General features: G+C 66.9%; 12 protein-coding genes. 5 read left to right on the plus strand and 7 right to left on the minus strand.

Translation table 11 applies throughout. The features are described from left to right. Positions 1 to 52: 52 nt before the first annotated feature. From fliP to AB4Z46_RS14425, 5 genes are all read left to right on the plus strand, one after another. The gene (fliP, locus tag AB4Z46_RS14405; protein ID WP_442284196.1) at positions 53 to 745 is read left to right on the plus strand and encodes a flagellar type III secretion system pore protein FliP; all 693 of its coding nucleotides are present in this window, start codon (positions 53 to 55) and stop codon (positions 743 to 745) included. Positions 746 to 755: 10 nt separating this feature from the next. Beyond that, positions 756 to 1,025, plus strand: coding sequence for a flagellar biosynthesis protein FliQ (gene fliQ, locus AB4Z46_RS14410; RefSeq protein WP_442284178.1), 270 nt, complete (start codon positions 756 to 758; stop codon positions 1,023 to 1,025). Positions 1,026 to 1,041: 16 nt separating this feature from the next. Next, positions 1,042 to 1,836: a flagellar biosynthetic protein FliR gene (gene fliR / locus AB4Z46_RS14415; protein ID WP_442284179.1), complete on the plus strand. Its 795-nt coding sequence runs from the start codon at positions 1,042 to 1,044 to the stop codon at positions 1,834 to 1,836. A gap of 100 nt (positions 1,837 to 1,936) precedes the next feature. Beyond that, positions 1,937 to 2,218, plus strand: a complete 282-nt coding sequence (locus AB4Z46_RS14420) for a hypothetical protein (RefSeq protein WP_442284180.1) — start codon at positions 1,937 to 1,939, stop codon at positions 2,216 to 2,218. A 66-nt stretch (positions 2,219 to 2,284) separates the two neighbouring features. Further along, positions 2,285 to 3,013 carry an MgtC/SapB family protein gene (locus tag AB4Z46_RS14425; RefSeq protein WP_442284181.1) on the plus strand — a complete coding sequence of 243 codons (729 nt, stop codon included), beginning with the start codon at positions 2,285 to 2,287 and terminating at the stop codon, positions 3,011 to 3,013. Between the two features lie 18 nt (positions 3,014 to 3,031). Here the strand turns inward: AB4Z46_RS14425 and AB4Z46_RS14430 are convergent, their stop codons facing one another. The 7 genes from AB4Z46_RS14430 to AB4Z46_RS14460 form a co-directional block, all read right to left on the minus strand. Continuing rightward, entirely contained in the window at positions 3,032 to 3,979 is a 948-nt protein-coding gene (locus tag AB4Z46_RS14430; RefSeq protein WP_442284182.1) for a DUF5996 family protein, read from the minus strand. A gap of 250 nt (positions 3,980 to 4,229) precedes the next feature. Next, positions 4,230 to 5,084 (minus strand): nitroreductase family protein, encoded by an 855-nt coding sequence (locus tag AB4Z46_RS14435; RefSeq protein WP_442284183.1) that lies wholly within the window; start codon positions 5,082 to 5,084, stop codon positions 4,230 to 4,232. A gap of 305 nt (positions 5,085 to 5,389) precedes the next feature. Continuing rightward, positions 5,390 to 5,632 (minus strand): hypothetical protein, encoded by a 243-nt coding sequence (locus tag AB4Z46_RS14440; protein ID WP_442284184.1) that lies wholly within the window; start codon positions 5,630 to 5,632, stop codon positions 5,390 to 5,392. Positions 5,633 to 5,766: 134 nt separating this feature from the next. Next, a complete protein-coding gene (locus AB4Z46_RS14445) occupies positions 5,767 to 6,432 on the minus strand; it encodes a hypothetical protein (RefSeq protein WP_442284185.1) in 666 nt (221 codons plus the stop codon). A 131-nt stretch (positions 6,433 to 6,563) separates the two neighbouring features. After that, entirely contained in the window at positions 6,564 to 7,775 is a 1,212-nt protein-coding gene (flgL, locus tag AB4Z46_RS14450) for a flagellar hook-associated protein FlgL (protein ID WP_442284186.1), read from the minus strand. A 34-nt stretch (positions 7,776 to 7,809) separates the two neighbouring features. Further along, the gene (gene flgK, locus AB4Z46_RS14455; protein ID WP_442284187.1) at positions 7,810 to 9,774 is read right to left on the minus strand and encodes a flagellar hook-associated protein FlgK; all 1,965 of its coding nucleotides are present in this window, start codon (positions 9,772 to 9,774) and stop codon (positions 7,810 to 7,812) included. Positions 9,775 to 9,855: 81 nt separating this feature from the next. Continuing rightward, on the minus strand, positions 9,856 to 10,166 hold a 311-nt coding region (locus AB4Z46_RS14460; protein WP_442284188.1), incomplete at its 5' end, for a methyl-accepting chemotaxis protein.

The raw sequence follows: 10,166 nt of genomic DNA on the forward strand, positions 1-10,166 counted from the left end.
CCTTCGACGCGGCCTTCGGGCCGGCCTCGTGCTGCTCGCCGCCACGCTGCCGATGGCGGCCTGGACCCAGGGCCTGCCCGGCCTGGTCAACACGCCCGGTCCGGGCGGCAGCCAGACCTGGTCGCTCAGCGTGCAGACGCTGGTGCTGCTCACCTCGCTGTCCTTCCTGCCGGCGCTGTTGCTGTGCATGACCAGCTTCACCCGCATCCTGATCGTGCTGGGCCTGCTGCGCACCGCCATCGGCACGCAGTCGTCGCCGCCAAACCAGATTCTGGTCGGCCTGTCGCTGTTCCTGACCTTCTTCGTCATGTCGCCGGTCTTCGACAAGGTGTACACCGAGGCCTACAAGCCTTTCTCGGAGAACAAGATCAGCACGGAAAAGGCGCTCGAGCGCGGCATCGAGCCCTTCAAGGCCTTCATGCTTCGGCAGACGCGCGAGAACGACCTGGCGCTGTTCGCCAAGCTCGCCAAGGTGCCCGAGATGCAGGGGCCGGAGGACGTGCCGCTGCGCATCCTGCTGCCGTCCTTCGTGATCAGCGAGCTGAAGACCGCCTTCCAGATCGGCTTCACCATCTTCATCCCGTTCCTGATCATCGACCTGGTGGTGGCGAGCGTGCTGATGTCGATGGGCATGATGATGGTGCCGCCCGCCGGCATCGCCCTGCCCTTCAAGCTGATGCTGTTCGTGCTGGCCGACGGCTGGCAGCTCCTCATCGGAGCCCTGGCCCAAAGTTTCTATACCTAGGTGAACTGACATGACTCCAGAAACCATCATGTCGATGGGCAACCAGGCGATCCAGGTGTCGCTGGTGCTCGCCGCGCCGCTGCTGCTGGTGGCGCTGGTCGTCGGCCTGATCATCAGCATCTTCCAGGCCGCGACCCAGATCAACGAAGCCACGCTGTCCTTCATTCCGAAGCTGGTGGCAGTGTTCGCGACGGTGGTGGTCGCCGGCCCCTGGATGCTCAACCAGATGCTGGACTACATCCGCACGCTGTTCATGAGCATTCCGCAGCTCGTGGGCTGAACATGTCCGCAACCTGATGCCGCCGGTCTTCGAGGTCACGTCGGCGCAGCTGACCGCATGGATGACGGCCTTCCTGTGGCCCTTCATCCGGATGCTGGCGCTGGTGAGCACCGCCCCCATCTTCAGCGAATCGTGGGTGCCGCGGCCGGTCAAGGTCGCGATCGCGGCGCTGCTCGCGCTGGTGATCGCGCCGACGCTGGGCCCGATGCCCGAGGTGCCCGTGGTCTCCGCGGGCGGAGTCTGGATCATCATCCAGCAGGTGCTGGTCGGCGCCGCCATGGGTTTCACGATGCGCATGGTGTTCATCGCGGTGCTGGCCGCGGGCGAGTACATCGGCCTGCAGATGGGCCTGTCGTTCGCGTCTTTCTTCGATCCGATGAACGGCGGCGCCACGATGGTGGTGGCGCGCTTCCTCAACATGCTGGCGATGCTGATCTTCGTCGCGGTCGACGGCCACCTGCTGATGATCGCCGCGCTGGCCCGGAGCTTCGAGGCGCTGCCGATCGCCGACGCGCCGCTGGCCGCGCAGGGCTGGATGTTCCTGGTCTCGGGCGCCAGCCAGATCTTCGCCAGCGGCATGATGCTCTCGCTGCCGCTGGTGGCCGCGCTGCTGATCCTCAACCTCGCGATGGGCATCCTGAACCGGGCCTCACCGCAGTTCAGCATCTTCGCGGTGGGTTTCCCACTGACGCTGCTGGCGGGGATCGGGATGCTGCAGCTGCTGATGCCGCACCTGGGGGCGTTCCTGGAACCGCGCTTCGCGGCCGGGCTGGATGCGATGGTGCGCTTCGCGGCGGCATTGCGGCGCTGAACGAATCGACCGCCTCCGACACGGGCCTTGCCGGTCGAACTGCAGATCGCGCACCCGGCTGCCGATATACCGGGGTTGCAGCCCCCGAAGACCGAACCACATGCTCAACACCACCCAGAAAGCCGGCATCCTGCGCCGAACCGGCGTCGACGTGCCGTCCAGGCCAAGTGCTTTCGAGGACATGGATCCGACGGGAGCCGACACCGCAAGAAGCCCGGCCTTGGTGGAATGGGCCGCGGCGGTCGACCGCCTGTTCGTCAGCTACGGCGCCGCGCGCGCGGCCAAGAGCCTGAGGGATGCCGAGGAAGCCCAGCAACTCGACCGGCTGCGGCGGATGGCGGTGAGCCCGGTGGGACGGCGGCGCGCGGAGTGGGCCACTTAGGGCAGGTACAGTCCAGGGGCTTCCGACCAACTGCCGCTTCGGCTCGCCCCGACGACTCGCTGCCCCATGCAAGCCATCCAGTACTTCAACCCGACGGCCCTGATCGACACCGTGGTCAGCCTGGTCTTCGCCTTCATTCTGGGCGCGATGATCGGCTTCGAACGGCAGGTGCGTCAGCGCACTGCGGGCTTGCGCACCAACACCCTGGTGGCGGTCGGCGCCGCCATCTTCGTGCTGCTGGGCGATCGCCTGTTCCAGATCCATGGCGGCAACCAGGGCCCGATCCATGTGGTCGCCTACGTGGTGTCCGGCATCGGCTTCCTCGGTGCGGGCGCGATCATGAAGGAAGGTGCGAACGTCACGGGCCTCAACACCGCCGCCACGCTCTGGGGCTCGGGCGCGGTGGGCGCCTGTGCCGGCGCCGGCCTGATCGGCGAGGCCATCATCGCTGCGATGTTCGTGCTGGCCAGCAACACGCTGCTGCGCCCGGTGGTCAACCGGATCAATCGCCAGCCCGTCAACGAAGAGGCCAGCGAGGCGATGTACACCGTCTACGTGATCTGCAGCAGCCAGAGCCAGGCCGACGTGCGCGAGAAGGCGATCGAGTTGCTGGAGGCCGCCAACTATCCGGTGCGCGAAGTCGACCAGCATCCCTTCGGCCAGACGGAGATCGAGATCGATGCCCGGCTCTATGCCACCGCCGTGGAGGCGGAGGAACTGGACAAGGTCACGGCTGCGCTCGAGGCCCATCCGGGCGTCTCGCAGGCGTTCTGGAATTCGAGCGGCGAGGAATAGTGCCGGGGCGTCGTGCCCTCACCCGTCGCCCCGTCGCTCCAGCACGGCGCGATCCCATTTGCCGAGTTCCGCCGCAGCACCATAGGTGCTCTGCAGGAACTCCAGCAGGTCGAGCTCCGGAGTCGCAGCCGTGCGCACGGCGTCATACGGCAGGATGAACTCCCGTGCCTGGGGGTGGTAGAAGGCAGCGGACGGCCGCACCCGCTGCGCTCCGTATCCCGGCGGCTCCGGGTATGCGTAGGCGTAGAACGCGGGCTCCTCGAAGGCGCCGCCGCCTGGCCAGAAGCCGGCGCTGCTGCATTCATGCGAGTAGGCCTCGACCATCACGCGTTCGGGGCAGTTCGGAGCGCCCCCGGGGTGGCGCGGTGCCGCCCGACCCGAAAAGCGCGTGCTGGCAAGGTCGAAGCTTCCCCAGAAGAAGTGAACCGGACTCTGCTTGCCTGCAAAGCCGCTGCGAAAGCGCTTGAAGACCCTGTCGACCTGCAGCAAGGCACGCCACCAGCGGTTGACGGCCGCTGCGTCGTACGCGGCGTGCGCCACGTCCTGTGCAAAGGGAATGGCGGTTTCCACCTCCACGGGCCTTGGCATCAGCGCCGGCGTCACGCCCAGCGACTTCAATGCGTCGGTGTACTTCGCGTAGAAGGCCGCCACCGACATCGGCGCAAGCGCCAGCCTGCCCGCTTCGCCCTCGCTGGTGCGCAGCACGAGCGCATGGTCGACAAAGTCGAACTCCACCACCAGGAGCTTCGAAAGCCAGGGCATCGGCGATGTGGTGAGTCCTCGTTCGCTGAGGTACAGCGTGACCTGCCACCAGTGGTTCTCCATGGGCGCGAGCGCGAGCCGCGTCTTGCCCACGATTTGCGTCCACATGTGGAGCGTGGCATACGTTTCGCGCCACTGCGCCAGCGACAGTTCGGGCCATTTCGGGCCAGGGCGCGTGTCTCGGACGGGTGTTGAATCTGACATGGCTGGCTCCTGATGAAGCGGGCGCCGAGCGGGGCTCGCCGTCGTCCCCGGTGTCGGTGGCACATGGTCATCGTGCTCGGCCAGGGCGAATGCCCAGCGTACGGCCGAGCACACCGATGGTCAAGCGCGTGGCAGGCCGGTCAGGCCGAGGGCCGCGCCCCAGGTTGCAGGACAGAGCGGGCACAGGGACGCCATGCGAAGAGGGACATCGAAGGACTCCGACGCTCCGGTCGACATGGAGCCTCGTTTCTCATGGTGCACCTCGGACGAGTGACGTCGTGTCCCGGCGGGCCGGAACCCAGCAGCTCCACGCCTCCTGGGACAGCGGCCGCGCGAGGTCGGGCGGCGTCTGCAGCACACTGCCGACGCTGACGAAGCCCGCCAGGAACTCTTCTTCCTGAAGGCGCAGCTCGCTCTTGAGGCGCGCATCGAAGCAGCGATCGCCGCTGAGGACGATCGCGCCGAAACCCAACGCATGCGCGGCATTCAGCAGATTGCCCAACGCCGCGCCGGCGGCCAGGACTTGCTCCCGCTCGGGAACGCGCTTGCGCTGACGCGGCGAGACGACGAATCCGAGGAGGCACGGCGGCTGCGTCGCGTGCTCGCGGGCCTTTCGCAGATCGGCGACGCTCGCCAAGGGATCGCGCCGCAACTTCTCCTGTTCGAACAAGGAGGCGAGCGCCTCGCGGCTCTCGGCTCCAAACTCGATCACACGCCAGGGTCGCAGTCGTCCGTGGTCCGGCGCCGACAGCGCCGCCTGGACCATCAGGTCGATCTGCTCGGGATTCGGCGCCGGTGCCCCCAGACGCCGAGGCGCGACCGATCGCCGTTCGAGGAGCCTGGACAGCGGCGCCTCGGGCTGCGTCGCCCGGCGCAGCATTTCGACGTCGCCGAAAGCAAGATGGCGCAACGAGCGATCGGCCAGCGGATGCGTCACCAGTGCCCAATAGGCGCCGGGCATCTCCGGGGTTCGTGCGGCGGCGATCCACTCCGCACGGAGCGCCTCGTAGCCGACCTCGCGGCCGAATTGTCGAAGCGCCCGTGCGTGCAGGGTGTTCAGGGCGGCATCCAGCCGGTCGGCACGCGAGTCCGCCGCCAAGGCCATGGCGCAGGCAGCATCAATCAGCGCCGCGGGCCCTCCGCCTGAAGACGGCACTAGTCCGCGGAGTGTCTCGAGGGGTAGACAGGTCCTCAGAACGGAACGCTGCAAGTGACGCCCGAGGCTCGCCAGATGGCGGGGTTGGATGGACATGGCCGCGGCACCAGGTTTCAAGTCGACACTCCTTGTGCGTTCGACTGTCGCGAAGGCATCAAACGCTATTCAAAACAGGAATAGCGCAGTGTAGACGCGTTGCATCGCTCTTGCGCGGCCCCGCGCATCGGTCGCGCTTGAAAGCGCCAGCCCGCAGCCTAGGAATCCAGCGGCGGCGGCCGCATTCTCGGGAGTTCTTTTTCCGCCGCCTTGCCGGCTGCCGTCCCCTGGCGCACGGTGTCTTTGCGGCCGGACGTGTTCGACGAGGAAATCGCGAACGAGACGGCGGACAACCCGATCACGAAGGTCGTCATCATGAGGTTTCGCTCGATGGCATGCTTTCCCTCGTTGAAAAGCCAACGCAAGCCTGCAAGCAATTTGTGCCCTTCAGAAAATCGCATCGCGGTACTCGTGAATCTCGTTGAACTTCTTGCGTGCTTCATGACAAATCATATTTCCAAGTCCATTTCGCTCGCAAGCGTTCCTTCGGTCCACGAAGCGTCCGGGTGTCGAACAGTGTTGTGAAGTCGCACTCTCACTCTCCGCGGGGCGGCCTCGCCAACCAACCCGCCAGCGCGCAAACCGACAAAAGAACCGCCCAGGAACTGGCTGCCATGACCCGCAGTGAGGGCGGAGGCGGCGCCATCGTCATGCCGACGATCGTGAAGACCAGAAGCACCAGAGTCAGCGCGGTGAGGGCCATCCGCTTGCCGCGGGACAGGCGGCATCCGGGGATGAACAGGCACAGGCCGAGCACCACGATGGCGGCCTCGACGGCCAAGGCCGCAGGCATGTGCTGCCAGAGGCCGACGCCCACTTTCGCCGAATCGGCGCCGACCAGAGGCATTTCGGGCCGGTGAACCAAGGCGTCCAGGAGCCAGTGCGAGAAGACAGCCGCGGCAACAAGTGCGGCGACGCGCATCTTCGAGGGTCCGAGGCGCCCATACCAGACGAACGCCACCGCTGCGCCCAAGGCGGACCAGCCCATGGCGGCCAGCAATCCATGCAAATAGGGAAAGACGAACTCCGCCTGGTGCGTGCGGGCGAAGTCCGCAGGCAGCGCGACGGACTCCCAGCCAAGCAGAACGAAGAGCCACAACAGCATGTCCAGCAGCAGCCCGGCTGCGATGAACACGCCTGCATTCACGCGCCGCTCGGCGCGTCCCAAGGCCAAGCCGACACCCATGTGACCAGCGAACATCAGGCCCCCCTTTCCGAGGACGGACAGATCCGGATTGTCGGCCCATCCGGCGCCAGGATGGGCTCAGGCAGGGACGCTGCGCGCCGGGCCGAAACAGGCCGGTGCCGCCTGGCCGCCGCGCGGCATATCTCTCACAGGTAATTGAAGAGCGAGATCGAAGCCAGCTTCGCAAAAGTCATCTGCGTCGCCTGCAGCGAGGTCTGGCGCTGGTAGAACTCCGAGATCGCGCTGGCCGGATCGAGGTCCTGGACCGCCGAGAGGTAGCTCTTGTCCATCAGGTCGCGCGATGCGCCGCCAACATCGAGGGCGTCGATCTCGTTCATGCGCGAACCCACCGACGACAGGACGGTCAGCACGTTGTCGTGCGCGTTCGTGACCTTGACGTTGGCGGTGCTCAGCGCGTTCTGCAGCTTGGCCTGCGCCGCGGCGCCGCCGCCGGCGAGCGGCGTGCGCAGCGCCGTCACCAGCGCGCCGATGGTCGCGAAGATGTCGGTGCCTGCATTCTTGGCGGTGCTGACGTCGAAGCGGTCGCCGTCGGCCGGCGTGCCCATGATGCTGATCTGCAGGCCGCCGAAGGCGATCGGCGAGCCGGCCGTGAAGGGACCGGACGCGGCGACCACGGGGGGCACGTCGTTGGTCGATACGGTGTAGTTGCCGCCCAGGAAGCTGATCTCGAAATCCTTGCCGTAGTTCGGCGCGGTCGCATCGACCACGCCGACCGGACCGAAGACCCCGGTGCCGCTGTTTCCCGCCATGCCGGCGGTGACATAGCCGGCGCCGCCCTGTACCGACTGGAACACGGTGCGGCCGTCGTCGGAGGTCGACAGCTGGCGCGCCACGTCGACCTGCATCAGGCGCTGGCCCTGGTCGCCCACGTACTGCACGAAACCGCCGGCCTGCGCGACGAAAGGCGGGTTGGCGCTCTTGAAGCCGGCGAACAGGAACTGGCCGTTGCCGTCGTCGGTGTTCGCGAGGCCCACCAGTTGGTCGAGGCTGCTCTGGATCGCGGTGGCCAGCGAGGCGCGGTCGTCGTCCGAGATCGTGCCGTTGCCGGCCTGCACGGTCAGGGCCTTGATGTTCTGCAGCAGCACCGTGGTGCTGTCGAGCGCGGTCTCCTCGCGCTTGAGCTGCAGCATCGCGCGCTCGCGGCTGGTGGCGTACTGCGAGGACTCGGCCAGCGTCTGGCCGATGCCGAGCGCCCGCGCGGCGCCGACCGGGTCGTCGCCGGCCGTCAGGAACTTGGTCCCGGCGGACAGCCGCTGCTGGACGTTGAAGAGGTTCTGCTGCTGCAGGCCCATTGCGAAGGTGTTCCGCTCGAAGAATGAACTGGTGCTGATGCGCATCACGGCTCCTGGAATTGGATGGGGTTCGGTGGGATCAGCTGCGGATGCCGAGGATCGCGTCGAAGATCGTCGAGGCGGTCTGGATCACCTTTGCATTGGCCTGGTACATCTGCTGGTACATCAGAAGATTGGCGGTTTCCTCGTCCTGGTTGACGCCCGAGATCGACTGCTGGCTGGCCTTGATTTGGGTGGTCACGCTCTCCTGCGTCTTGCCGGCGACCTTGAGCTCCATCGTCTTGTTGCCGACCTCGCTGACCAGTTGCGAGTAGGCGCCGTTGAAGGTGGTGGTGCCGTTGCCCATGGTGGTCTGGCGCTGCAGCGCGCCGAGCAGCAGCGCATTGCTGCCGTCGGAGACGCCGGCGCTGTTCTTGCCGACGGTGAAGGTATCGCCATTCGCCGGCGCGCCGGTCATCGTCATGCTGATGCCGTCGAAGCTGATCTTGGCGCCGGCGGTGTAGGGCACCGGGGTGTTGACCGGATAGGTCGTCGAGGTGCCGTTGGCCAGCGTCACGGTGACGGGGGAGGCCGCGGGGAAGCCCGACAGCGTGCCGGTGGCCGCGTCGTAGCTCAGCGTCACGTTGGCGGCCAGCGGCGTGCCGGGGTAGCTGGCGTCGACGGTCGCGGCGCCAAGCTTCCCGCTGCCCTGGTTGCCGGCGCTGTTGCCGGTGATCACGGGCGAGGCCGCAGCCACCTTGGCCGGGTCCAGTACCAGCACGTCCATGTCGCGCGCGCCGCTGCGGGTGGGCTGCACCAGGAAGCTGTCGCCGTCCTGCGCCGTGCCGCTCGCCTGCGACAGGCTCACGCCGTCGAAGGTGATCGGAAAGGTGGTGAAGGTGCCCATGGCCGTCTTGTCCGACAGCCGGGTCACCGAGTAGTTCAGCGTGCCCGCGACATCCTTCACCTGCACCGAGTAGTCACTGGTCGTGAGCTGGCCGATGTTGGTCACGCTGCCGGCGAGCACCAGGTTGCCGGTGTTCTTCGCGTTCAGGAAGACGCCGGGCGCGGCGGTCGTGAAGAAGTCCGTCCCGAGCGCGCCGTTGAGGTCGACGCCCAGATTGTGCTGGTCGTTGAAGGCGCCCGACACCGCCATCGCGAGCCGGCCGATCGCATTCTGCGTGGGGATGAGCGTCTGGGTCCGGAACGACATCAGGCCGCCCAGCGAGCCGCCCGTGATGACGTTGTCGCCGAGCTCCGACACCGTGCCGGACAGGCCCACCAGGGCCACCGTGGTGCGGGTCGGATCGGCGGCCGACTGCACCGCCTTCACCGCTGCGGCCTGGTCGCCCATCACCAGCGACTGGCCGTTGCCCATGAAGACGTTGTACTTGCCGTTGTCCTGCTCGAGCACCTTGACGTCGACGATCTGGCTCAGCTCGCTCACCAGCTGGTCGCGCTGGTCGAGCAGGTCGTTCGGGGGCTGGCCACCGGCGACCGCGCTCATCATGCTGATCTGCTTGTTGAGACTCGCGATCTTGCTGGAATAGGTGTTGATCTGGGCCACGGCGCCCGTGACCTGTTCGTTCACCGACGCATTGAGGTCGTTCAGGTAGCGGTCGGTGGCGCGGAACTTGTTGGACAGCGACTGCGCCGAACTGATCAGCTGCTGGCGCGCGGCCGGGTCGGCCGGCGTGTTGGCGACGCCTTGCACCGCCGTGAAGAAGGTCTGCATCAACGGGCTCAGGCCGGCGGTCTTGTCGGCCAGCAGGGAGTCGATGCGGCTGATCTCGGTGCCGTAGGCGTTCAACGCCGCCGAGGAGGACTGGGCCGATGCAAGTTGCGCCGTGAGATAGCGGTCGTAGCTGCGGGTGATCGTGGTGACGCTGGCGCCGGTGCCCATGTATCCGGAGCCGGTGCTGATCGCGCCGTTGGTGGCGACCTGCGCGACCTGCCGGCTGTAGCCCGCGGTGTACACGTTGGCGGTGTTGTGGGCCGTGGTCATCAGCGCGGTCCGGGCGACGCTGAGGCCGCTCAGGCCCGTAAAAAACAAGCTTCCTGACATGGAGGTTTACCTGGTTGTCTGTAGGGTGGGTGTGACTTGCGGCATCGTCGTTGCGATGCCTTCAGGTCTATATCGGCAGCATCAGGCCAAAGTTGAAGGCCGTGCGTCGTCGTGGCGCCGGAGCCGGAAGATGCCGACGACGTCCGAGAGGCCTCCGGCCTGCTCCTGCAGCGATTGCGCGGCGGCGGACGCTTCTTCCACCAGCGCCGCGTTCTGCTGCGTCACCTGATCCATCTGCGTGATCGCCTGGTTGATCTGCTCGATCCCCGAGGTCTGCTCCTGGCTCGCCGCCGTGATCTCGCCCATGATGTCGGTCACGCGCCTCACGCTGCCGACGATCTCTTCCATGGTCTTGCCCGCTTCGGCCACCAGCGCGCTGCCCGCGCCCACCT

The sequence above is a fragment of the Variovorax sp. M-6 genome, from assembly GCF_052114385.1.
In the GTDB taxonomy this organism is placed as follows: Bacteria; Pseudomonadota; Gammaproteobacteria; order Burkholderiales; family Burkholderiaceae_C; genus Variovorax.